22 protein-coding genes and 1 pseudogene are annotated in these 22200 nt (G+C 45.0%); 16 read left to right on the top strand and 7 right to left on the bottom strand.

Annotated elements, in window-relative coordinates; all coding sequences use genetic code 11:
* Nucleotides 1–18 precede the first annotated feature (18 nt).
* Both QYB97_RS25225 and QYB97_RS15285 read left to right on the top strand, forming a co-directional pair.
* A pseudogene (locus QYB97_RS25225) lies at nt 19–357 on the top strand (competence protein ComK); the annotation flags it as partial.
* Nucleotides 358–514: 157 nt separating this feature from the next.
* Nucleotides 515–874, top strand: coding sequence for an SET domain-containing protein (locus QYB97_RS15285; RefSeq protein ID WP_301166875.1), 360 nt, complete (start codon nt 515–517; stop codon nt 872–874).
* Nucleotides 875–923: 49 nt separating this feature from the next.
* Here the strand turns inward: QYB97_RS15285 and QYB97_RS15280 are convergent, their stop codons facing one another.
* Both QYB97_RS15280 and QYB97_RS15275 read right to left on the bottom strand, forming a co-directional pair.
* The gene (locus tag QYB97_RS15280; RefSeq protein ID WP_301166874.1) at nt 924–2156 is read right to left on the bottom strand and encodes an MFS transporter; all 1233 of its coding nucleotides are present in this window, start codon (nt 2154–2156) and stop codon (nt 924–926) included.
* 54 nt (nt 2157–2210) lie between these two features.
* Complete coding sequence (locus tag QYB97_RS15275; RefSeq protein WP_301166873.1) at nt 2211–2684, bottom strand: Lrp/AsnC family transcriptional regulator; 474 nt, start codon at nt 2682–2684, stop codon at nt 2211–2213.
* Between the two features lie 185 nt (nt 2685–2869).
* On the opposite strand from QYB97_RS15275, the gene QYB97_RS15270 reads away from it, so the two are divergent.
* The 6 genes from QYB97_RS15270 (at nt 2870) to QYB97_RS15245 (ending at nt 9935) form a co-directional block, all read left to right on the top strand.
* Complete coding sequence (locus tag QYB97_RS15270) at nt 2870–3778, top strand: DMT family transporter (protein ID WP_301166872.1); 909 nt, start codon at nt 2870–2872, stop codon at nt 3776–3778.
* A 73-nt stretch (nt 3779–3851) separates the two neighbouring features.
* Nucleotides 3852–5609, top strand: a complete 1758-nt coding sequence (locus tag QYB97_RS15265) for a helix-turn-helix domain-containing protein (RefSeq protein ID WP_301166871.1) — start codon at nt 3852–3854, stop codon at nt 5607–5609.
* Between the two features lie 109 nt (nt 5610–5718).
* Entirely contained in the window at nt 5719–7023 is a 1305-nt protein-coding gene (locus QYB97_RS15260) for a Zn-dependent hydrolase (RefSeq protein ID WP_301166870.1), read from the top strand.
* A 40-nt stretch (nt 7024–7063) separates the two neighbouring features.
* Nucleotides 7064–8242: an amidohydrolase gene (locus tag QYB97_RS15255; RefSeq protein ID WP_425589813.1), complete on the top strand. Its 1179-nt coding sequence runs from the start codon at nt 7064–7066 to the stop codon at nt 8240–8242.
* 20 nt (nt 8243–8262) lie between these two features.
* On the top strand, nt 8263–8463 hold the full coding sequence (locus tag QYB97_RS15250; protein ID WP_301166868.1) for a DUF3311 domain-containing protein: 201 nt from the start codon (nt 8263–8265) through the stop codon (nt 8461–8463).
* The gene (locus QYB97_RS15245) at nt 8460–9935 is read left to right on the top strand and encodes a sodium:solute symporter family protein (RefSeq protein ID WP_301166867.1); all 1476 of its coding nucleotides are present in this window, start codon (nt 8460–8462) and stop codon (nt 9933–9935) included. Before QYB97_RS15250 ends, QYB97_RS15245 begins: the two co-directional genes overlap by 4 nt.
* On the opposite strand, the gene QYB97_RS15240 is transcribed toward QYB97_RS15245, so the two are convergent.
* Nucleotides 9930–10385, bottom strand: coding sequence for an SgcJ/EcaC family oxidoreductase (locus tag QYB97_RS15240; RefSeq protein ID WP_301166866.1), 456 nt, complete (start codon nt 10383–10385; stop codon nt 9930–9932). The genes QYB97_RS15245 and QYB97_RS15240 overlap by 6 nt on opposite strands.
* A gap of 185 nt (nt 10386–10570) precedes the next feature.
* On the opposite strand from QYB97_RS15240, the gene QYB97_RS15235 reads away from it, so the two are divergent.
* The 6 genes from QYB97_RS15235 to QYB97_RS15205 all read left to right on the top strand — a co-directional run bounded on the left by QYB97_RS15235 (nt 10571) and on the right by QYB97_RS15205 (nt 14073).
* The gene (locus QYB97_RS15235; RefSeq protein ID WP_301166865.1) at nt 10571–10702 is read left to right on the top strand and encodes a hypothetical protein; all 132 of its coding nucleotides are present in this window, start codon (nt 10571–10573) and stop codon (nt 10700–10702) included.
* 302 nt (nt 10703–11004) lie between these two features.
* Entirely contained in the window at nt 11005–11340 is a 336-nt protein-coding gene (locus QYB97_RS15230) for a hypothetical protein (RefSeq protein WP_301166864.1), read from the top strand.
* Nucleotides 11341–11469: 129 nt separating this feature from the next.
* Nucleotides 11470–11880 carry a hypothetical protein gene (locus tag QYB97_RS15225; RefSeq protein WP_301166863.1) on the top strand — a complete coding sequence of 137 codons (411 nt, stop codon included), beginning with the start codon at nt 11470–11472 and terminating at the stop codon, nt 11878–11880.
* A 351-nt stretch (nt 11881–12231) separates the two neighbouring features.
* Nucleotides 12232–12774, top strand: coding sequence for a helix-turn-helix domain-containing protein (locus QYB97_RS15215; RefSeq protein ID WP_301166862.1), 543 nt, complete (start codon nt 12232–12234; stop codon nt 12772–12774).
* Between the two features lie 323 nt (nt 12775–13097).
* On the top strand, nt 13098–13679 hold the full coding sequence (locus QYB97_RS15210; protein WP_301166861.1) for a helix-turn-helix domain-containing protein: 582 nt from the start codon (nt 13098–13100) through the stop codon (nt 13677–13679).
* A complete protein-coding gene (locus QYB97_RS15205; RefSeq protein WP_301166860.1) occupies nt 13660–14073 on the top strand; it encodes a MerR family transcriptional regulator in 414 nt (137 codons plus the stop codon). Before QYB97_RS15210 ends, QYB97_RS15205 begins: the two co-directional genes overlap by 20 nt.
* Nucleotides 14074–14153: 80 nt before the next feature.
* Here the strand turns inward: QYB97_RS15205 and QYB97_RS15200 are convergent, their stop codons facing one another.
* Nucleotides 14154–14924, bottom strand: coding sequence for an SDR family NAD(P)-dependent oxidoreductase (locus QYB97_RS15200; protein WP_301166859.1), 771 nt, complete (start codon nt 14922–14924; stop codon nt 14154–14156).
* Between the two features lie 196 nt (nt 14925–15120).
* On the opposite strand from QYB97_RS15200, the gene QYB97_RS15195 reads away from it, so the two are divergent.
* On the top strand, nt 15121–16464 hold the full coding sequence (locus tag QYB97_RS15195) for a glucoamylase family protein (RefSeq protein WP_301166858.1): 1344 nt from the start codon (nt 15121–15123) through the stop codon (nt 16462–16464).
* A 40-nt stretch (nt 16465–16504) separates the two neighbouring features.
* Here QYB97_RS15195 and QYB97_RS15190 read toward each other — a convergent pair whose 3' ends face one another.
* The 3 genes from QYB97_RS15190 to QYB97_RS15180 all read right to left on the bottom strand — a co-directional run bounded on the left by QYB97_RS15190 (nt 16505) and on the right by QYB97_RS15180 (nt 19615).
* Complete coding sequence (locus QYB97_RS15190; RefSeq protein ID WP_301167060.1) at nt 16505–17308, bottom strand: carbohydrate ABC transporter permease; 804 nt, start codon at nt 17306–17308, stop codon at nt 16505–16507.
* A 79-nt stretch (nt 17309–17387) separates the two neighbouring features.
* Nucleotides 17388–18272 carry a carbohydrate ABC transporter permease gene (locus QYB97_RS15185; RefSeq protein WP_425589811.1) on the bottom strand — a complete coding sequence of 295 codons (885 nt, stop codon included), beginning with the start codon at nt 18270–18272 and terminating at the stop codon, nt 17388–17390.
* Between the two features lie 83 nt (nt 18273–18355).
* A complete protein-coding gene (locus tag QYB97_RS15180; protein ID WP_301166857.1) occupies nt 18356–19615 on the bottom strand; it encodes a sugar ABC transporter substrate-binding protein in 1260 nt (419 codons plus the stop codon).
* Nucleotides 19616–20011: 396 nt separating this feature from the next.
* Between QYB97_RS15180 and QYB97_RS15175 the strand changes: the two genes are divergently transcribed.
* Nucleotides 20012–22177 (top strand): glycoside hydrolase family 3 N-terminal domain-containing protein, encoded by a 2166-nt coding sequence (locus tag QYB97_RS15175; RefSeq protein ID WP_301166856.1) that lies wholly within the window; start codon nt 20012–20014, stop codon nt 22175–22177.
* Nucleotides 22178–22200: the final 23 nt, after the last annotated feature.

Genomic DNA, 22200 nt, shown 5'->3' with positions numbered 1-22200 from the left:
GACTTTTATTATGGTTCAAGCTACCGGGGCAGAAAGGAAGGCGCTACTGCCATTATGGGTTACCGGCACCGCGCACCGATCGTAATCTGTGAACATCTTGGCATATTTTTTATTCCTCTGCAATCGCCGGATAATGACTCATGCATCTGGATCGCCCAGGCTCATGTTAAGCAGGTAATATCCACCTCGCAAGACACCTCAGATATCCTTTTTTCAAACGAGACCTTCATTTCAGTCAACCAGGGGAAAAGCGCCCTTGAAACAAAAATTCATCGTGCCACACATTATCGTTTTATTTTGGAACTGCGGATCAAAGAGAAAAAAGCACCCTATTCCCGAAGTTTTATACAGCCATAACCCAATAACCGTGCAATAAGACCCTGGAGGCTGTGAGGCAGCCAGGGTTTATTTGTGTTTCCCCGAACGGAAGCCCGTTTTCTTTTTTTTCCAGTACCTGAGCATTGTTTAAGGAATACGATATAGTATCACGGGAAGGAAGAAGGGTTGTGAACCAATGATTAAAGTTGGGCGTTCAAAGTTTGGCAGAGGTGTATTTGCTACCCGTGATATTAAAAAAGGAGAGCTGATTCATGAAGCTCCCGTTATAGCGAGTCCGAAAGAAGAATGCAAATATATGCTGAAAACGGTATTGGCGGACTACGTATTCAATTGGGATGACGGATACGCTATCGCTCTGGGATATGGCTCGCTGTTTAACCATTCCTACAAACCAAACGCCAGGTATAAATTAAAAAAGAAAGATTTGGTCATTCGGTTTTATGCCTATAAAGACATTGCAGCCGGTGACGAAATCCTCGTCAACTACAATGGCGATCCAAAAGACAAACAGAGTCTATGGTTTAAACCGGAATAGAATATCTTCAAACGAAAGCCCCTTGATCAAACGATCGAAGGGGCTGTTCTTATTTCGTATGGCTTTGGGAAAACGAAGGACTGCTTGCATTCTGCTGGTTGTGAGGGGTCTTGTTCTGCCAATTGGATTTCCATGCGACAGCCATTGCAACCAGAAGGAATAATCCGGTCACAAGGAAAACGCTGTGGATGGTAAAGAGGCCGCCGATAAATCCGCCAAGCATCGGTCCAAGCATTCCCCCGATTTGATTGGCCGTCTGGTTTAATCCAAATGCTCTTCCTCTGAAATCATCAGGTGTCACTTTTACAACCAGGCCATTAATGGCAGGGAAAACTGCACAGAAGAAAATCCCGTAAATAAAACGAATGACAGAAAATCCCCAAATGTCATGGAACAGCAGCTGCGCAAGCGTTCCGATCCCGCCGCCGAACAGCCCGATGATCAATACAGTGCGAAACCCGATTTTGTCTCCCATCTTGCCCCAAAAGGCTCCGAACAAGACACTTGCGATTCCGGGCAAAGAAAAGATAACCCCAGCTAAAAAGGAGATGTTATGCTCAGCGCTGCCCAGCTTTTTGATATACAAAGGAAGGACAGGCTCGATGGTCATGAGGGAGCATACGGTGACCATTGTCAGCAGCAAAACAATCATAAACGGCCGATTGGAAGCTGCCGTTCGTATATCCTTCGTGACCGATCCTTTCACTGTACTTGGAGTAAAGTTGTCTTCGGTCACTAAAAAAATGACCAACAGGGTGGAAAGGAGCACCATGAAGCCACCGCTGGCAAAGGACCACCGGTTTCCTGCAAGCGCTGAAATACTTCCCCCAAGCAGCGGACCAACAATACCACCGGATGCGGACGCGGTAGAAATCATGGCGAGGGCGTAACCAACATGCTTCTTCGGTGTATTGGTTCCGATCAATGCAATGGAGCCAGGAATAAATCCGGTCAGTAAGCCCTGCATGATCCTGAGGGCGAGCAGTTCATACGCATTCGTGACAAAGGCGGTAAGTGTATAAATCACGAAGAGGGCTGCTCCTGCGCGGATGATCATTGGCTTTCGTCCGTACTTATCCGCAAGCAGTCCCCAATAAGGAGAAGAGATGGCCCCGGCTAAAAAAGCCGCACTGAATAACACCCCTGACCACATCTCGGTATTTTCATGCACACCGATCTGCAAAAGAAAAAGGGGCAAAAACGGAATGACCATAGAATAACTGGCAGAAGTAAAAAATACTCCGATCCACAACACCCACATATTTCGTTTCCAACGTTCCACTATCATCCACTTCTTTCGTACATAATTAACATTTAGCTATTATAGCATTAAAGTTTATGAATTAAATAGAGGCAGTGTGGTGGAATGCTTTATTTCTTTTAAAGCCAAACTGGTCTGGATTCTTGAAATCCCCAGCTTATTTAACTTTTTAATAAAAGTTTCCAGATCCTTTCGCCCTTTATTGGCAACTTTCAAAAGGTAATCATATTCTCCCGTCAGGCAATAGCATTCCAGCACTTCGGGCATGTCGTGCAATGCCGCCTCAAGAACATCCAGTTTGTCGGTTTGATGGAGATTAGTACTGATAAAAATAAAACAGAGCAGGTCAAATCCGAGTTTCTCCTGATTGAGAGTGGCGACTTGGCGGTCAAAGTAGCCTTCCCGGGTCAGTTTTTTGATTCTTGTATGAACCGCCGGCGGCGATAAATTAATCCGTTTGGCTAGATCAGCATTACTGATTCCATCCACTGTTTGCAGGATATTTAAAATTTGCAAATCCACACTGTCCAGCGCTTTGGTTTCATCCATTCTTTTCACTTCCTAATTTTATTTAACAGAACTGGCTATGATTCAAGTGATTTTTAATAAAATTTATTCTTTTATCTATATAAATAAACTTTATTTTGATTATATCATATAATTCAAAATATTATTATTTTTATCTTTGTTTCGTGTTAATATTTTAAACAAATGGTTTATAGGGGTGTTCTGTTATGCCAATTGGCTATGTATTGCTTCTTCTGTTAACGAGTTTGTTTTGGGGCGGCAACTTTGTAATCAGTAAATCATTGATCGGCCATGCTTCGCCCATGACATTGACAAGTTTACGGTGGATCATTGCTGTCATTTGTCTTTTTCCGATCGTATGGCGGAAAGAGAAGAGGCTGCTGCCTCCCAAAGCTGCGATCGTGCCGATGATCTTAATGGGATTGACGGGCGTGGTTCTTTTTAATGTGTTTCAGTTTGTGGCACTTCATGAAACAACGGCTACCAATGCTGGTCTAATCTCAACGTTAAATGCCATTTCCATTGCAGTATGTTCTTCTGTGTTCTTAAAAGAACGATTGAACAAGCTGCAGGTTCTGGCCATGCTGTTGTCCCTTACAGGCGTTCTTCTCGTTTTGACAAAAGGAGAGGTCCATTCTCTGCTGTCTCTGACATTTAACAGAGGAGATCTTTGGATGGTTGGGGCTGTTTGCATCTGGGGAATGTATTCGGTCTTTAGCAGGTGGGCGACAATGAAAGCTTCTCCACTGATCTGCACGCTGTACTCCGGCATGTTCGGTTTGTTGATGCTGCTTCCGTTTAACGCGGGGAGCTTTACGGTAACAGATTGGAGTGTTCCCTTTACTGTGTCCTTGCTGTATACAGGTATTGTCTCCACAGTGCTCTGCATGCTTTTTTGGAACATCGGTGTGCAAAAGCTCGGGGCGGGTGCATCAGGGATATTTTTAAATTTTAATCCTATTTTTACATCTGTTCTCGCCTACTTTCTATTAGGCGAGCAGCTGACATGGACGCAGGGAGCGGGAAGCTTATTGGTCATAGGAGGTTGTATACTCTTTTCCCTGTTAAAAAATGTTTCTGTAGAAAAAATAAAGCAGCAAGAGTCTTTGGCATAAGAAGGTTCCGAAAGCCGCCAAGTTTGCCTATAATAGGAACAAGCTACTACTTGAATAAAGGGGGCACCCGCTTTTGGAATCGGAAAAACAATTAATGAGTTTAATCAATGCGGCCCGTGTCCTATCGTCCACTCTGGATCTGGACAAGGTGCTGCACCAGCTGATGCAGGAAGTCGTACGGGTAATGGAAGGAGCTTATTCCGGCATTCTGTTCATTTATGATGAAAACCAGGATAAGCTGGTTGTAAAAAGCGGGATCGGCTTTGATCTGCATTATCTGCAAAAAATCGCGCTCGATGTGAATGAAGGAATGACCGGAAAAACCTTCAGCACAAAAAAGGGACAAATCTTTCGGCATATGAAGGATACAACGCGGGCGATGGAAAATATCCAAACCGAAAATCAAAGTCTGTTTAATAAAGCGGTCGGTGACCATCAATATCCGGTGAGCACGATTTGTGCACCGCTGCTGTCTAAAGAAGGCTGCATTGGTGTATTGACCATTGACAGTTTCTCGGAAGAGGTATATTTCAATTCCCGTGATCTGCTTCTTTTGGAAACCTTCGCGGCGCAGGCCACCATCGCAATTGAAAATGCCAGTTTGTTCGCCCATCAGGAACGGTCCGAACGCATTCACTCGGAAATGGCGGCAGCCTCCTTGTCCCATACAGGGATGAAAGGAATCAATGCGACACTCTCCAGGCTCGTTCAAAAAGAGACCTGTGTTTACAATGAATATTTCGAAATCGTAACAAGTTCTTCCGTGGAAGCGGAAAGCTCGGGAACCGAACTCAGAACCAACCAGGAAGATTGCCTGAAAGACGTAATGTATAACCTCCATGGTACCTCTGCGAGTCATGAATCAGACGGGACTGCTTTTTATTTGTTTCCTGTCCAAACGGATACGATCACCATCGGTATTCTTGCTGTATTTGCAAAGGACCTGGATACGCTCGATCAGCTGGCCATTGATTTGGGCTGTGGCTTATTTGCGCGTGAGATGATGGGACAGGAACGCATCCGAACCGATCTTTATAACTATGAAGGATATCTTCTTGAACAGCTGTTTGACCAAAGAATGGGCACGTTTTCCCTTCCGCAGCGCAGTCTGGTGGGCATTTCGGACAAAAGCCGTTTTTTGTGCATCAATCTGCTGATTTCCAATGATTTTCTGCCCTTCCATGAGCTCAACCAAAAGAGACAGATTTTCAACCGGCTGCTGTACAGGGAGGTTAAACATCTAAAAGATAAGGTGCTGGTCCTGGACCGTAATATGGAATATGATCTGCTCATCATTATCAATGATTCCCGGAATGAAGAAGAAATTCTTGACGAGTTTATCCATTTTTTTAATCATTTTAACAAAAAGATTCAGGAGCTCATGACGTTTGTTTTTCATGCCGGACTTGGCAGGGTATTTGAACAAATTTCAGAGATTCAAAGCTCCCATCGTGATGCCAGGCGCTGTGCCCAGTACATTCGCTCACGCAATGATAACGAGGTCATCTTTTCCTATAAAGATCTGGGAATCTACCGTCTTTTTTTAAAACATGAAAGAGATGAGCTTGAGGAGTTCGTAACCGATATGCTTGGACCGCTTCTGTCTTATGATGAAAAGCATGATTCCGAGTTGTTCAAAACCTTGAAAACCTATATTGAATGCAATCAGAATATGACGTCAACAGCAAGAGCGTCTTATGTTCACCTCAATACGATTAAATACAGGCTGCAAAATATCAGAGAACTGCTTGGGAGAGACAGTCTGGAAGGCAAACGGATTTTTGAGCTGCAGATGGCGATTTACATGAGAGAGTACCTGGCAACTTCATAGATTGTCAACATTGGACAAAAAGGGACCATCCTTTTTGTCCTTTTTCAATATATTAATAATTGACTGACTATTCTATACTTTCTAATAACCAAATCGAAGGAGTTTTCATATGGCCGTATTACAAAATAGTAAGCTCAAAGAACGACTGTTGGAAAACTACTCCAGTGAGCTTGACCATTCAGGAGTTTCAGGTGAAAGGGTGGCATGGCGCCTTTCCCGCTTGTCAGAGATCGGAGCGACAGCCGATGGTGGATCCTGCAGAATCGGATTCTCCGCAGAAGAACGGCAGGCAAAGGAGCTTGTGAAAAGCTGGATGCTGGAGGCGGGCCTGGAGGTCAGGGAGGACGCGGCAGGAAACATCATCGCTGTTTTTGCAGGCAGCCATCCAAATGAGCCGGTGGTGCTGTCCGGCTCCCATCTGGACAGTGTGCCAAACGGGGGGCATTTTGACGGGCCGCTGGGTGTCCTTTGTGCGTTGGAGGTGGCAGAGGCCTGGAAAGAAAGCGGATATCAGCCGCATCGAACCTATGAAATAATCATCTTTTCAGATGAAGAGGGAGCAAGATTTAACGGAGGCCTGACAGGCAGCCAGGCCTTTACGGGTGAGCTGGAACTGGAACAGCAGTTCAGGCTGAAAGACGGGGAAGGTAAGCCGTTTGAACAGGTAATCAGGGAGTACGGACTGGTCGCCGGCCGTTTATTAGAGGCAAAAAGAGATGTAAACGAGATTGCTGCTTTCATAGAGGTACATATTGAGCAAGGTAAGGTTCTGGAAAACAAAGATGTTCCAGTCGGCGTGGTAACAGGCATTGCGGGACCAAAGTGGTACAAGTTCTCGTTTAAGGGATCGGCGGACCATGCGGGGAATACACCAATGACTGACAGAAAGGATGCGCTTGTCGCTTCCAGCTGGTTCGTATATGAACTTTCTGGTCTTCCGAAAGAGGTCAGTCCGACAGCAGTGGCCACTGTGGGGAAAATGGAAGTGTTCCCAAATGGCATTAATGTGATTCCAGGCCAGGCGGATGTATATGTCGATATGCGTGATATCAGTGAGGCATCTGTCACGGCTCTAAGCGAAAAGATTATTCATAAAGCACAAGAGGCAGCACAATTGCATGGCGTTGCAGTAGAGTACGAGAAAACGCTGGATGTGGCTCCGGTCCCCATCCAAACCGAGATGCAGCATCTGCTTTTGCGGGCAGTGGAAAAGGTGAATCTGACACCCGTACTCCTTCCCAGTGGAGCAGGGCATGACACCATGGTACTTGCACGCTACATTCCTGCGGCCATGCTGTTTGTCAGAAGCCAGGGGGGCATCAGCCATCATCCGGATGAATGGACTACCCTGGATGATTGTATACAGGCTGTCCATGTATTGAAAAAGGCAATTGAATCGTTAGTATCCAGATAGAAACAGAAAATCAAGAGTAGATGGAGTGATCAACATGGAAGTGCAGACAAAAACAATGAATCTTTTAGTGGATGAAGTAAGAGAACAGGTAGTGAATTGGAGACGGCATTTGCACCAGCATCCCGAGCTTTCGTTTGAAGAAATCAATACGTCGAACTTCGTATACGAGGTATTGAAGTCGTTTGGCAATATTGAATTGTCGCGTCCGACAAAAACGAGCGTGGTCGGCAGAATTATCGGTGCCAGACCTGGAAAAGTGGTGGCCATCCGGGCGGACATGGACGCCCTTCCCATTCATGAAGAAGTAGAGTCAGAGTTTTCTTCCGTAAATCCGGGAGTAATGCATGCTTGCGGACATGATGGCCACACCGCCATGCTGCTTGGAGCAGCCTCGGTATTTTCCCAATTAAAGGATGAGATTCAAGGAGAAATCCGCTTTCTTTTTCAGCATGGTGAAGAATTGTTTCCTGGAGGAGCTGAGGAAATGGTTGCGGCAGGCGTGATGGAGGGTGTTGATACCGTGATCGGTGCTCATCTTTGGGCTCCGCTTGAAATCGGCAAAATCGGAATCGTATACGGAGCAATGATGGCTGCCCCGGATACCTTCACGATTACGGTCAAAGGGAAAGGCGGTCACGCGGCGCTCCCCCATCAGACGGTAGACAGCATCGCGGTTGCTTCACAAGTGGTGACAAACCTTCAGCACATTGTTTCAAGAAACACCGATCCGCTGGACCAGCTTGTGCTATCTGTTACTAAATTTATCGGTGGTACCACCCATAACGTTATCCCGGGCAGTGTCGATATTATGGGAACCGTCCGAAGTTTTGATGCTTCGCTCAGAAAATCGGTGCCAGCTGCCATGGAAAGAGTGATTAAAGGCATTACAGAAGCACATGGAGCAGATTACGAGTTTGGGTATGAATTCGGATACCGGCCGGTCATCAACGATGAGCAGGTAACAGCAGTTATGGAAGAAACCGTGCAAGAGCTTTATGGAGAGGAAGCTGTTGATCGTATGAAGCCGAATATGGGGGGAGAAGATTTCTCTGCATTCCAACAAAAAGCAGCGGGAGCCTTTGTTTATATAGGAGCAGGGAATGAGGAAAAAGAAGCGGTATATCCTCATCATCATGCGATGTTTTCCATTGACGAAGATGCATTGGAAAAAGGGGTGCGGATTTTTGCCCACGCAGCAGTTAAGCTGCTGAATTCATAAAAGGAGAAGGAGAGATTTTCATGAGCTTAATCAAATGGCTGGCGCTTATTCCGTTTATCGGGCTGCTCGGAGGCACATATTTTGCCAATAAAGTTACACCGTATCTTTTCGGAATGCCTTTTTTACTTGGTTACTGCGTGATTTGGGTAGTGATTACAACGGTGATCATGGTAGTCATCTATAAACTGGATCCAAGAAACAGGGAGGGGGACGCACAATGAATGCAGCATTGATTATCATCTTTGCCGTGATGGTCTTGTCCATCTGTCTCGGAATCATGGCAAAGAAAGGGAAGGATATGGACCTCGAGCAATGGTCTGTCGGCGGCAGGGGATTCGGAACCATCTTTGTGTTTCTTTTAATGGCGGGTGAGATTTATACGACGTTCACGTTCCTGGGCGGAAGCGGCTGGGCCTATGGGAAAGGCGGCCCTACCTATTATATTATCGGGTACGGATGCCTCGCCTATATCATGTCTTATTTTCTTCTACCTAAAATTTGGAAATATGCTAAAGAGAATCAATTATTATCGCAATCTGACTTTTTTGTGAGCAAGTACAAGAGCCCTTATTTAGGCATCCTCGTTTCACTTGTGGGTGTTGTAGCTATGATTCCTTATTTTGTTCTTCAGCTGAAAGGGCTTGGCATCATTGTTTCAGAGTCTTCCTACGGGACGATTTCTCCCACCATCGCCATCTGGATCGGACTGGCGGTAGTGACCGTGTATGTCATGGTATCCGGAATTCACGGTTCGGCCTGGACAGCCGTTGCCAAGGATATTCTCATCTTGGTGGTTGTATTATTCCTCGGGATTTATCTGCCAATCCACTATTATGGCGGCATTCAGCCGATGTTTGAGGCGGTGGAAGCAGCGAAACCCGGGTTCCTTGCTCTTCCGGACAGCGGTATGAGTCCATCCTGGTTTGTAACGACAGTCCTTTTGACCGCGCTCGGATTTTATATGTGGCCGCATACGTTTGGATCCATATATTCAGCGCAAAACGAAAAGGTATTCAGAAAAAATGCGATTTTTATGCCGATTTACCAGCTCGTTCTGTTGTTCGTCTTCTTTGTTGGGTTTGCAGCTATATTGCAGGTAAAAGGGTTAACGGGGCCGGATGCCGACCTTGCTCTTCTCAAGCTGTCCATCCAAACCTTCGATCCGTGGGTTGTTGGTGTTATCGGAGCTGCGGGAATACTGACAGCTCTTGTTCCGGGATCCATGATTCTTATGGCGGCTTCTACCATTCTGGCCAAGAATGTATATAAGGTAATAAAGCCGGACCTTTCGGATGCGCAAGTGACACGTACGGCACGCTATCTGGTTCCGGTTGTTGCCCTTATTGCTGTTTTCTTTACCTTTAAAGGCGGCAATACGCTTGTTGCCCTCTTGTTGATGGGATACAGTCTGGTTACACAGTTATTTCCGACTCTTATTTTCAGCTTGATGAAAAATAATTTCGTGACCAAAGCGGGAGCCTTTGCGGGTATTGGTTCGGGTGTAGCCACAGTGGCTTATGTCACTATAACAGGTGAAACGGTGGGTACTATTTTTCCTTTCCTGCCGCAGGCGATTCAGGACTTTAATGTAGGCATCATTGCCATGATCGTGAACCTGATTGTATTGTGTGCCGTATCAGCGTTTACAAAATCCACCGCAGTAGTGAATACAAAGGCAGAAAAAGCCTTATAGAATAGAAGGGGAATGATGTAATTCTTCGGTCATTTGTTCTACTAAATCAGGACGCCCGTGGAATTGGGCAGGTGTATTTTGAAAAAGCTGGATCTTCCAGGTGTTGTCGGTTTTTACAGCAATAAGGGTTTGATGGGCGTTGAGTGCAGGATTCAACGCCTTTTCCCCATGGGGAATCATGCCCGCTATAGCGCGTAATAGGGCACTGTTTTCGTCTAACAGTTTGATTGCCTTTACCTTGCAGGTGAAAGGAGGAGTGGGGTGGTCGTTGAATATGGGCGCCAGGTGGGAGTGAATTTCTTTCTGGCCGATGATCTGGCTGCCGTCAAATCCAATCATCTCCCCGTCCTTTAAAAATTGGGCGGCCATTTCTTTTGCATCACGATTGTTCCAGGAAATGATTAATGTGCGATAGAGCTTCATAATATCTTGCAGGTTTGAAGAATTCATAAGGATACCTCCCTTTTTTCTAGTTCTAGCTTGCCTTGCCAAAAGGATATCGTCAAGGGCTTGTTTCAAAAATTGGACAGCCCTTTTCTAGTAAAAAGGGTAGCTGTACAAGCATTACCGCTAGATTCGAATAGAATGTGGTATAGGGGTCCTCCCTTAGTATCCTTTTTTAAGGAGGTGAGGGAATGTCTATTAATCTTGTAGCCATCGTTCTTGCATTACTCCTTTTGCTTGCCTTGTTAGTGGCTGTGCTCCTTGGTACACCAGAACAGCAAGCGATTATCCGGGATGCATTAGCTGCAATTCTTGGTGCGTAAACTGCACTAAAGAATGATGGTTTTGCCCCTTATATGAATCTTCGGAGACAGGTTCTCCGAAGATTTTTTGTTTTGAAATTCCAAAGCCTCTTATTGGAATTTCAACAGATAAAAAGATAAAATGGGTTTCTACACGAAGTGATGGTTATCGTTTTGATTCCCCAAGAACTTCTTATTCTGTTACATTTTTGATCGGAAACGTTCGAAATAATACGAAAAGATTTTGGAGGAGTGAGGGGCCCTGACGTCAAAACTAACACGTGTAGTGGTCAATATAAAAATTTAGTGCAGGAGGGATCAGCATGACACGAGTTGTAACATACGAACCCAATAAGCCTGACTCAACAGATATTGCTGATATTATTAGAGATGCAGCTGAATACACGAATGAAGATTCATACAGAACGGACTTGCTTTCAGTAAACCATATTAATATTCTGCTTCATGTTATTGAATTGCTGCAGGAGGAAAAACAGGAGCAGGTTCAATGCGCAGATCAGCGTTTAAGGCAATGGAATCAACAATGGGAAAAAGGTGACCTTCGCTTTGTGCCCGAGGTGCTGGCCATGCTCAATACCATGGTGGAAAATCCCTCTCCGCTTTTGGAGCAAGTAGATGATTTTGCACCGCAAAAATAAAATTCGGAAGGCAGTATTCTCTTTTTCAGGATGCTGCCTTTTTTTATGACGTAACACCATCCCTCTGTCTTGCATAGGCTGTAGAGACAATAGCCCAATTGCTTATTGGGATCAGAGGGAGCGGATCGTATGGAAGAGGAAAAGAATCAACACATTCATCAGGAAGACGAGGTATTGCCGGAAAAGAATGAAGCGCTGGACGTGAACGGGATTATGAACCTTGCCGGGAGCATACTGAATAATAAAAAAGATGACGAGGCGCTCGATCTCGGCGGCATGATGATGATGGCGGCAAACCTTTTAAAAGATGATAATCTTCTTGGGAATCTTGGTTTTGCACAGCAGACCGACCTGATGGGTGAAAATCAGGCCGACAGCGAAATGGAATGGCTTTCCCGGCAGCTTCATGATTTAACACAGCAGAATGCGGAGTTAAAGGCAGAGCTGGTGGCCATTAAGGAGCAGATTTTTGAAACAAAAGAAGAGATATCCCGTTTGGTTGCTGCCTCGCAAAAGAAACGCTGGTGGCAATTGGGTTGACAGATAACTTCGAGAAGGAAGACCTGAACAATGGGTCTTCCTTCTCTATTGTTTTTCCATCTCCAGATAATCAAAGCCTGCATCAGCGATAAGAGCAGACCGGCCAAGCTCCAGAAATTTAACGTAATTTCCATGGTAAATGACACCCATCATATCCGTGTCGGCATAAGTCAGTTGAATTTGTGCGGTTATTATACTTCGCTGAAAGAGGGGGGAGGAAATATTTTCAGATAGTTTTTCCGGGTGGGTCTTTTGGCATAGAAAGCCCCGTATTGTGGCATTTAGCCACAGATAAACCTTGCTCCGTCAGTTATTATTAATATAACTATAAAAAAACAGACGGTGAAGTATATGCGGCATTGGTTAGGAAAACTAAGAAAAGATAAAGGATTAACACAGGCATATGTAGCCAGGGAAGCGTTTATTGACAGAAGCTACTATGCACAAATAGAGAGCGGAAAGAGAGATCCAAGCTACGAAGTATCTGCTAAAATCTCAAATGTTCTCGGGTTCCATCCAGCCGTTTTTTATTCAGACAGCATAAGCGAGCCTTTTAACAGTTCTTTAGATAATTCCCCGGTGATTGTGGCGCAGTGTGACCTGGAGTTACGGTATACCTGGCTGTTTAATTCACACAATGATTTCAGCAATGAAGATGCAATCGGCAAGCGTGATGATGAACTTGCAGACAACCAGGGAACGGCAGATTTAATGGAACTGAAGCAACAGGTCATTTCCACTAATAAATCAGCAAGGAAGATCATATCCTTTCCCTTGTCCGGCGGCGAAATAATGTACGATGTTTATTGTAAGCCATTACTCGGGGAAGATGGAAGCGTAATTGGAGCCGCCACTATTTCTACAGAAATGAGCGGCTATTATAAAGGGAAATAATACGTTGAAGAACCTGTACAGGTTCTTTTTTTAAAAACTTTTAGTAAACGTGTTGTAAAACTGTTGTTTAAGGAAAAAATACCTACTGTGGCTAAGCGCCACATAAAATGGTAAGGTTTTTTACATACTTTGAAGAACTATAAAAGTAAGAAGAATAAGCTGAAATCTTTAATATGAAACCTTTATAGAAGCAGAAAGTGATATTACATGTTATTAACTAATTTTCTAGTAAAAAATATCTAGCAGTGGCAAACAGCCACGTCAATTCTGTAGAGGTTTTGCGTAAGATGGAATTAAAACAAGATAGATTAGATGGTGAGCAAATGAGAAAATGGCTAGTGAATTTGCGTAAGGAAAAGAATATGACACAGGCACAGGTAGCGGGAGCGTCTTATATCGACAGGGGGTATTATGCTCAAATTGAAACCATGAAACGCCACCCGAGCCCAGAAGTCGCTCTTAAAATTTCCAAGGTACTGGGATTCAATCCGGCGAATTTTTATTCCGAGCATATTAGTGAGCCCTTTAATATCACATTGGAAGATTCGCCGGTAACAGTGGCGCAGTGTGATGTGGATTTACGGTACACCTGGATTTTTAATCCGCCACCAGATTTTTCGCCATTCTCCGCCATAGGAAAGCGCGATGATGAATTGGGTTACCATCCGGGGTCCATGGAAATGATGGAATTAAAGCGGCAGGTAATCCAAACAAAGGCTCCTTTGAGAAGGACCATTCATTATTCGCTTTCAGACGGGCTTCATACGTATGATGTATTCGGTAAGCCTTTATTTGATGCAAAAGGGAACATTGCGGGGGCAGCCATGATCTGCACGGATCTGACTCAGATCTTAAAAGACAATGAAAGAGGCAGGGGAGAGGCAAATGAGAAGGTTGAAAATTGATGAAGTGGCTCAGCTGACTGGTCTTACAAAACGGACCATACGCTATTACGAAGAGATTGGCTTATTCCGCACGCCTGAACGGAGCCATGGGAAAATACGGTTGTATACCGAGGATGATGTTGAATATATCAAGCGGGTAATGGACGCAAAAGAAATTCTCGGTTTTTCCCTTCAGGAACTTCAGCAGTTTTTATCCTTAAAGGAGCGCGTCGTCTCTCATAAAGCCCATTATCAGAAGGCGGAAGTGCAGGAGGATAAAGAAGAGGATTTGGCTGAAATGGCTGCAGGTCTTACAGAGCAAGCCTCCATGCTGGAAGAGAAAATGAAAAAAATGCTTGCTTTTCACCAGGAATTGACGGAGCTTATACAGAAGGTTGACCGTCTTTCCTCATAAGATGACAAAAGTTAATGCGAACAACCCGCATCATACATGAGCCGGGTTGTTCTTTTTATTTATCTGCTTCGCCAAAGGACTTATGTTGCTGACATCCCTCCGTCAATGGAATATTGGCTTCCGCTTATAAATTTGGAGCGGTCCGATCCCAGAAATAAAACGAGCTCGGCGATTTCCTCGGGTTCGCCGTACCGCTTCATGGGGATACCCTGTGCGAACCCTTCACGGGCGGCTTCTGCCTGACCAGGAGCTGCGTTGGCTTCGATGGAGCGCATCATGCGTGTATTGATCGGGGAAGGGTGAATGGAGTTAACCCTTATGCCGGCCTCGGCTACTTCAAGAGCTGCAGTTTTAGTCAGGCCGATGACCGCATGCTTTGAGGTTACATATGGCGACATACCGGGTGAACCGGAAAGCCCTGCAACCGATGAGGTATTGATGATACTTCCTGATTGTTGTGCTTCCATGACAGGAATCACATATTTTAATCCAAGGAATACCCCCCTTACATTGACCTGCTGCACCTTATCGAAATCTTCTGCAGAGGTATCTTTGATCATGCTGAATGGACCCTCAATACCGGCATTGTTAAAAAATACATCGATACGGCTATATCTTTCTTTGGCAGCGGTTACATAATTCTTCACATCATCTTCCTTGCTGACATCAGCTGTCACTGTCAGACAGGAATCTTCTTGAAGATGCAGATCAGACACCGTTTTCTTCAGCCCGTCAGCATCAAAGTCTACAAGTACAAGCTTTGCCCCTTCAGCTGCAAACCGGCTGGCTGCTGCACGGCCAATTCCCCCGGCTGCTCCCGTAATGAGAACTACTTTGTCTTTCATATCCATTTTAATAACCTCCTTTAAATGTAAACAATGTTTGCTTTCCCTTCCCTCAGTAACTGAAACCTTCTGCTTAAGTCAAAAGACCTGTTTTTAGCTTTAAAGCCATTAGATACCCAGAATGAATTTACGGTAAAAATTTTATTTGATAAAATAGAGGTGAAACGTTTCGATAAAATAAAAAAATGCAAAAGGAGACTTTATGAAGAAAATAGCCTTTACCGCTCTTGCCGTACTTTTTGCCCTGTTTTCTGCTCTGCCTGCTGGAGCAGTTCATGCCTCGGAACAAAAAAATCCATCTTTTCAAAAAGAATTGAAAACGGTTGCAAAAGATACCTACAGCTTTTTTGAAGAGTATACTGATGCCAAAACAGGACTGACAAGCGACATTGTCCGGTTGCCAGATGGAGAAGCAGAAGAAGCGAAGCATACGTCACCAACGAACATTTCAATGTATATGCTGAGTACCATCTCTGCTGAAAAAATGCACATGATCTCAAGGAAGGAAGCGGTTCTTCGACTCCAGACCACCCTCCTTACCCTGAAAGGGCTGAAAAAATGGAACGGCCTTTTCTATAATTGGTACAACACGGATGGAACATTAAAAACAGGCTGGGGCCAATTCATTTCACAAGTGGACAACAGCTGGCTGACCGCCGGGCTGATCACAACCGGGCAGGCGTATAAAGAGCTTTATCCGCAAACAAGCAAGCTTGTGAAAAACATGGATTACTCAACGCTCTACGATCCTGAGGTTGGTCAGTTCAGGGGTGGGTACGACGTAGTGAGCGGAAAGCTGACAGACCACCATTACGGAATGTTTTACACAGAACCGAGACTGGGTAGCTATATCGCGATCGGCAAGGGGGACGTGCCAAAAGACCATTGGTGGAAAATGTACCGCACGCTCCCAAAAGAATGGGACTGGCAATCACAGATTCCTGAAGGTCCGACTGTGAACTATGACGGGGTTCCAGTATTTGAAGGACATTATGAATACAAGGGAGTAAAGTATGTACCAAGCTGGGGCGGCAGCATGTTTGAAGGCTTGATGCCCGGATTGGTACTAAATGAAAAGAAATACAGCAAAAATGCACTGGGACTGAACAACGCACGCCATGTACAGCTGCAAATCGCATTTTCCAAAGAAAAGGGATATCCGGCTTGGGGCTTCTCGCCGTCGGCGACTCCGGATGGCTATAGTGAATTTGCGGCAACACCTCTGGGGACATCAGGATATAAGGATGATGGCACAGTGACGGCGCACGCGTCCTTCTTAGCACTGGATTATGCACCGGATGCAGTGGCTAAAAATATTCATGAGCTCCGGAAATTGAACGCTTATGGCAAGCATGGGTTTTATGATTCCGTGAATGTAAAAAGCGGGGAAGTGGCCAAAGCGTACCTGGCGCTTGACCAGGGGATGATCATGGTTTCGATTGCCAACCACGTCAAGCACGATGTGATCCGCAATTATTTCCATAGCGACCCAATCGCGAGGAAGCCGGTTGAACTGCTTAAGAAAGAAGTATTTTCCATAAAGTAATAAAAAAAGCGCAACCCCGCAGGGTTTGCGCTTTTATTAATTATTTCATTCCAGAGATGGTATAGCCTTCGATAATGTGCTTTTGGAACAACATGAAAATGATAACAATAGGAACGACCATAAACGTTGAACCTGCCATCTGAAGAGCGAAATTCCCTCCATACTGTCCTTTTAGCAAGGAGAGCCCCACAGACAGGGTATAGAGGCTTTCGTCATTAGCGATGATCAATGGCCATAAAAAACTGTTCCACCCTGCGATGAATGTAAGGATGCCCTGAACGGCCAAAATCGGTTTGGAAATCGGCAAGATGATCTGTAGAAACAGTCTGAACTCACTTGCCCCGTCCAGTCGGGCTGCTTCAAGCAGCTCATCAGGGATAGTAGACATGAATTGGCGGAACAAGAAGATGCTGAACGCTCCAACCAATCCGGGAAGGACAATCCCTGCCATGGTGTTGGTCAGGTGAAGCTGGTTTAAAATCAAATAAACAGGAATCATCGTTACTTGTCCGGGAATCATCATCGTGGCCAGAACAAGATAAAATAGTTTTTCTCTGCCTTTAAATTGATATTTCGCAAAGGCATAGCCGGCCATAGCATTTAAAAACAAACCGATAAAGGAGCAAAGCACCACAACAATGGTGTTTCGCAGATAAACGGTAAAATTCATGTTTTCAAACAGGTTAACGAAGTTTTCCAGCGTAAATTCCTTTGGCAGGAAGGTCGGAGGAATCTGCATGACTTCCATTTCCGGTTTAAATGCCGAAAGAATCATCCAGATAAAAGGGATCGAAATAATAAATCCGCCGAGGGCCAGAATAATACCGGTAACCCATTGCTGCATCCTATTGGCTCTGCGTGCTTTTGCCGATGAGTTCGTTTGCGCTTTTGCTTTTACAGAATTTAGCTTCATGGTTTCCATATTAATAGTCCACCTCTTTTTTCTGCAATCGGAACTGAAGCAGCGTTATGATAATAATGGCGATAAACAGGACGAACGATCCTGCAGCCGCATATCCGAAATTGCTGAGCTGAAAGCCGTTTCGATAGATGAATAAAGCGACTGATGTGGTGCTGTCCAGCGGTCCGCCCTTGGTCATAACAAGGGGTTCCTCGAAGAATTGAAGCCAGCCGATCATCGTTGTGATCGATACGAAAAAGATGGCATAGCGCAGGAGCGGAAGCGTAATTTTGGTCAGTTGCTTCCAGTTTGTTGCCCCATCAAGCTGTGCGGCTTCATAATAGGTTTTCGGAATCCCTTGCAGGGCTGCCAAAAAGATAATCATGTTCACTCCGATGCCTCTCCAGACGGCAAGTGCGATCAGCGAAACCTTGGACATGGTCGGATCGGTAAGCCATGGAACAGAAGGCAGGTGGAGAAAATTAAGCACATAATTAAACAGTCCAAGCTGCGGATTGTACAGATAGCTCCATACAACAGCAACGGCCACCACGTTTGTTATGGAAGGCATATAGAAGATCACACGAAACGCCCTGAAGATCCTTGCCTTTCCGAAATTAATCAATAGTGCTACCGCCAATGAACAAATGATGACCAGCGGTACACCGATGATAACGTAAAACAGGGTGTTAAACAGGGATTTCATAAAAATAGGGTCTTTAAAAACTTCAAGGTAATTTTCAAGGCCGACAAAGCGAATGGTTGACCAGTCTCCCAGGCTCTCCAGACTGATATCGGTAAAACTGATAACAAGAGCAACCACAATAGGGAACAATGAAAATAAACCTAAAAGAAGCAGGGCCGGTGCAATGAAAAAATAAGGTGTTTTGGTATTCAGAGCTTTCATTATGAGCTCCTTTCTTTACAAGGTTTCTGTGATAGTAAAGGGATAACTAGCAGAAGCTTCTGCTAGTTATCTGGTTTGAGGCTTTATTTATTTAATAGTTCCTCTGACTTCTTGTTAAAGACATCCATTTCCTTTTTAGCGGTTGTCTTGCCGCGGTAGATCTTTTCAAAAGAGCTCAGGTAAGCTTGTGCGATTGGCTCCCATTGCTTGATGACAGGCATTGGCTTGGAATCCTTCATCTGTTCGCCAAACGTCGTGTAAAATTTGTTTTCTTTCAATGACTTGTCTTCCCATGCTTTTTTCGCTGAAGGCAGGGAGTTGGTCATCTTCATCCACTTAAGCTGGGTTTCAGGCTTGCTCATGAATGAAAGGAATTTCAATGATGCATCTTTTTGCTTCGTATACTTAAAGACGGAGAGGTTTGATCCTCCAAGTGATGAAAGGTTATTTTCCTTTTTAGGAAGAACGGCAGTAGCCCATTTTCCTTTAAGGTCCGGTGCCTGGTCGTTAATCAGTTTAACCATCCATGGCCCGCTGATAAACATTGGCAGCATTCCTTCGCCACGGAAGCCCTGGACGATATCAATGCCAGAATCTTTTGGTGCGGAACCATTTTTGAAGAAGCTGTTTAAATAGTCCACGGCTTCAACAAATTTTGGATCGTTAAAATGCGGTTTACCCTGACTGTCTAATAATTCTGCTCCGTTTTGGCGGGCAAACATAAAGCCCAGGCTTTGTTCCTTTGTATCCAGGCTGATGCCATACTTGTTATCTCCGCGATCTGCCAGTTTTTTAGCAGCAGCGCTGAGTTCTTCCCACGTTTTTGGAGCCTCGCTGTAACCTGCTTTCTTTAACAAGTCAGTACGGTAAAAAAGAACACGTGTATCGATATACCAGGGAACACCGACCGTTTGATCTTTGTATTTGGTTGTTTCAACAGAACCTTCATAGTAATTTGAAGGGTCAAGTTCAGGATATTTTTTCATATACGGCTTCAAGTCCAAAAGTGCCTTGGCTGAGCCAAACTCTGGAATCCAAGTAGTTCCCATTTGAACGACATCCGGTCCTTTTTTGGCTGCAACTGCAGTCAAAAGTTTATCATGGGCAGTTTCCCACGGAATCGCCTGTACCTTTACATCGATTTTCGGATTTTCCTTTTCAAAAGCTTCGGCGATCTTTGGCAGGGACTTGGCTTCTTCACCCATTCCCCATACATTAATGACGGTCTTATCGCTGTTGGACGAACCTGACGAACAGCCTGTCAATGCTCCGGTCAGAAGCAGGGTGCCGGCCAACGAACCAACGATCATCTTTTTGTTCAGTTTTGGTAACCAGTTTTTCATTTCTTTACTCCCCCTATATAGTTGTTGTTTTACTTGAACTCTTAAAAGCCTTTTTGAAAAAGTTTACAATATAGTGAAACGTTTCTATACATGGTAAAAAAATATAGATCGTTTTTTAAGCTGAATTATTGAAACGTTTCGACAGGGCTATTATAATCCAATGTGTAATCGTTTACAACAGGAAATTTTATATTTTGTTTTGAAAAAATAAAAATTCAAATTATTTAGTTTAAGCTATTCCTTATGGAGCAAGGGATTGAGCGATATCAACAGGTGAAACGTTTCAATTGAGATATTGACGCACATTCGGTACTACCGCTATAATCCTCTATGAATGAACATCGAAACGTTTCTATGACAAATATTTTAATAGATAAGGGATAGGGAGGAACAAGGATGGCAGATCAGGCGTTGCATTCCATATTGGAACAAATGACATTAGATGAGAAGATCGCACAGTTTATGCAGCTGGCTACTCCTTTTTTTGAAGGAGCAGAAGAAGAGGGTGAAATTACCGGCCCTATGGCAGAAATGGGGATTACAGAAGAAATTGTAAGAAACAGCGGGTCGGTTCTTGGCGCATCTGGTGCAAAAGAGGTCAGGAACATACAGGAAGCACATCTGAGGAACAACCGGCTCGGAATACCTCTCCTGATCATGGCAGACATCGTACACGGGTTTAAGACCATCTTCCCTGTCCCGCTTGCCATTGGGTGTTCCTGGGACATGGAGCTGGCGGAAAAAAGTTCAGAAATCGCCGCCCGGGAGGCTTCAATTTCCGGTGTACATGTTACCTTTGCACCGATGGTTGATCTTGTCCGTGACCCAAGATGGGGCAGAGTGATGGAATCAACGGGAGAAGACCCTTTTTTAAACAGTGAATTTGCAAGGGCGTTTGTAAAAGGTTTTCAAGGAAAGAATCTTGCAGAAGACACAGACCGTGTCGCAGCGTGTGTGAAGCATTTCGCCGCTTATGGAGCTGCAGAAGGCGGTCGTGACTACAATACAGTGGATATGTCTGAACGGCAGCTTCGCGAAATGTACCTTCCTGCATATAAAGCGGCTCTGGATGAAGGCTGTGAGATGGTTATGACCGCGTTTAATACAGTGGACGGAATTCCGGCATCGGGGAATAAAAAGCTGGTGCGGGATCTTTTACGGGATGAATGGGGCTTTGACGGCATCCTCATCTCCGACTGGGGAGCGGTCAAAGAATTAATTCCTCATGGTGTCGCGGACGGCGAAAAGGAAGCTGCAGAGAAGGCGATGAAGGCCGGAGTTGACATTGAAATGATGACAACCTGTTATGTGCAGCATCTGAAGGAACTGGTGGAGGGCGGATCGGTTTCAGAAGAGCTTATCGATGAAGCTGTCCTTCGAATCTTAACATTGAAAAAGAAGCTCGGCCTTTTTGAACACCCGCATCGCGGAGCAGATGAAAAGCGGGAACAAGAAGTGATCATGAGTGAGGAGCACCGGGATGCGGCAAGAGAGCTTGCGGTCAAGTCATGCGTTTTATTAAAGAATGATAAGGTTCTTCCTCTTCAAGCGGGTAAAAAGATCGCTTTAATCGGTCCGTTTGCACAAAACGGAGACATTCTCGGTCCGTGGGCCTGGAAAGGATCAAGAGAAAAAGCGGTACAGCTTTATGAAGGAATCGCAAAGAGAGCTGGCTTAGAGTCCCTGTCTTCAGCCAAAGGGTGTGATGTGGCAGGAGGCACTGAGGAAGAGCTGAAGGAAGCTCTTGCACTGGCAGAGGAAGCGGAAGTTGTGATCCTCGCCCTCGGTGAGAGTTCGGAGATGAGCGGTGAGGCCGGAAGCAGAAGTGATATCAGATTACCAGAAGTCCAAAGAGAGCTTCTTGCGGCAATCAGCAAGCTGGGTAAGCCAACAGTAGTTGTACTGTTTAACGGACGCCCGCTGGATCTGACGGAAGTATCTCATCGGGCAGATGCGGTCCTGGAAGCCTGGTTCCCGGGAACTGAGGGGGGACATGCCATAGCCGATCTGCTATACGGATTTGAGAACCCGTCAGGAAGACTGACGATGTCTTTCCCGCACAATGTCGGACAGGTGCCGGTGTATTACAACTGTTTTAATACCGGCAGGCCGCAGGGGGCACCAGATGCACAGGAACGCTACGTTTCCCAGTACCTCGACATTCCGAATGAAGCACTCTATCCATTTGGATACGGGCTCAGTTACTCATCATTTACGTATGAAGAACCTGTTCTGTCGAATAAAACACTTAAAGCAGGAGAGACCATTGACGTAACAGTCCGGATCACCAATACAAGTGAGCGTGAAGGTGAGGAAACCGTACAGCTTTATGTAAGAGATCTGTCAGGTGAGGTGGTTCGGCCGCTGAAGGAACTGAAAGATTTCGTAAAGCTTACATTTAAACCTGGTGAAACGAAGGAAGTTAATTTTACGCTGAGAGAAGAGCAGCTTAGATATCATCACTCCGATTTGCAGTTTGCGAGCGATCCCGGCGAATTTATCGTATTTGTCGGTCCGAACAGTGCGGAAGTGAAAGAACAGTCTTTTACGCTAGTCAAATAACTATAGAAGATTTGAGGGGAATT

Source organism: Fictibacillus fluitans, assembly GCF_030418125.1.
Taxonomy (GTDB): Bacteria; Bacillota; Bacilli; order Bacillales; family Fictibacillaceae; genus Fictibacillus_C; species Fictibacillus_C fluitans.
This window is presented reverse-complemented; position numbering and strand designations above follow the sequence as displayed.

Bases quoted from the DNA above. Each gene is read 5' to 3' on its own strand.
- QYB97_RS15175 (WP_301166856.1), top strand. From the start codon at position 20,012: ATGGCAGATCAGGCGTTGCATTCCATATTGGAACAAATGACATTAGAT.
- QYB97_RS15210 (WP_301166861.1), top strand. From the start codon at position 13,098: ATGAGAAAATGGCTAGTGAATTTGCGTAAGGAAAAGAATATGACACAG.
- QYB97_RS15205 (WP_301166860.1), top strand. From the start codon at position 13,660: ATGAGAAGGTTGAAAATTGATGAAGTGGCTCAGCTGACTGGTCTTACA.
- QYB97_RS15285 (WP_301166875.1), top strand. From the start codon at position 515: ATGATTAAAGTTGGGCGTTCAAAGTTTGGCAGAGGTGTATTTGCTACC.
- QYB97_RS15200 (WP_301166859.1), bottom strand. From the start codon at position 14,924: ATGGATATGAAAGACAAAGTAGTTCTCATTACGGGAGCAGCCGGGGGA.
- QYB97_RS15190 (WP_301167060.1), bottom strand. From the start codon at position 17,308: ATGCAGCAATGGGTTACCGGTATTATTCTGGCCCTCGGCGGATTTATT.
- QYB97_RS15185 (WP_425589811.1), bottom strand. From the start codon at position 18,272: ATGAAAGCTCTGAATACCAAAACACCTTATTTTTTCATTGCACCGGCC.
- QYB97_RS15260 (WP_301166870.1), top strand. From the start codon at position 5,719: ATGGCCGTATTACAAAATAGTAAGCTCAAAGAACGACTGTTGGAAAAC.
- QYB97_RS15245 (WP_301166867.1), top strand. From the start codon at position 8,460: ATGAATGCAGCATTGATTATCATCTTTGCCGTGATGGTCTTGTCCATC.
- QYB97_RS15275 (WP_301166873.1), bottom strand. From the start codon at position 2,684: ATGGATGAAACCAAAGCGCTGGACAGTGTGGATTTGCAAATTTTAAAT.
- QYB97_RS15235 (WP_301166865.1), top strand. From the start codon at position 10,571: ATGTCTATTAATCTTGTAGCCATCGTTCTTGCATTACTCCTTTTGCTT.
- QYB97_RS15195 (WP_301166858.1), top strand. From the start codon at position 15,121: ATGAAGAAAATAGCCTTTACCGCTCTTGCCGTACTTTTTGCCCTGTTT.
- QYB97_RS15240 (WP_301166866.1), bottom strand. From the start codon at position 10,385: ATGAATTCTTCAAACCTGCAAGATATTATGAAGCTCTATCGCACATTA.
- QYB97_RS15215 (WP_301166862.1), top strand. From the start codon at position 12,232: ATGCGGCATTGGTTAGGAAAACTAAGAAAAGATAAAGGATTAACACAG.
- QYB97_RS15225 (WP_301166863.1), top strand. From the start codon at position 11,470: ATGGAAGAGGAAAAGAATCAACACATTCATCAGGAAGACGAGGTATTG.
- QYB97_RS15180 (WP_301166857.1), bottom strand. From the start codon at position 19,615: ATGAAAAACTGGTTACCAAAACTGAACAAAAAGATGATCGTTGGTTCG.
- QYB97_RS15250 (WP_301166868.1), top strand. From the start codon at position 8,263: ATGAGCTTAATCAAATGGCTGGCGCTTATTCCGTTTATCGGGCTGCTC.
- QYB97_RS15270 (WP_301166872.1), top strand. From the start codon at position 2,870: ATGCCAATTGGCTATGTATTGCTTCTTCTGTTAACGAGTTTGTTTTGG.
- QYB97_RS15230 (WP_301166864.1), top strand. From the start codon at position 11,005: ATGACACGAGTTGTAACATACGAACCCAATAAGCCTGACTCAACAGAT.